The sequence below is a fragment of the Verminephrobacter aporrectodeae subsp. tuberculatae At4 genome, from assembly GCF_000193225.1.
Classification (GTDB): domain Bacteria; phylum Pseudomonadota; class Gammaproteobacteria; order Burkholderiales; family Burkholderiaceae_C; genus Acidovorax; species Acidovorax aporrectodeae.
In genome coordinates this window covers 1-266 of sequence record NZ_AFAL01000636.1, presented here as the reverse complement: position 1 = coordinate 266, position 266 = coordinate 1, and the positions used below count along the sequence as shown (strand labels likewise).

Below are 266 nucleotides of genomic sequence, written 5' to 3'. Positions count from 1 at the left end.
ACCGCCACCTTCACACCCAATACCAACGTCAATGTCGCGACCAACACCATCCGCGTCAACCTGGCCGGCGTAGCCAACCTGGCAGGCCGCTCCGGTACCGGCACCGCCAGCAGCGCCACCTACACCGTGGACACCCGGACGGAGGACACCACGCCCCCGCTGTTCCGCAGCGCCACGGTCAACGGCGACCGGTTGGTGCTCACGTTCAGCGAGCCGCTGGACGGCAGCAGCGCACCACCGGTCACGACGGCTTTCGTGGTGAGCGT

General features: G+C 68.0%; 1 protein-coding gene. It reads left to right on the top strand.

Annotated features, from left to right (window positions below; translation table 11 throughout):
* Positions 1-266 (top strand): SwmB domain-containing protein (locus tag VTU_RS28505; protein ID WP_010107221.1); only part of this gene is annotated, 266 nt, incomplete at both ends.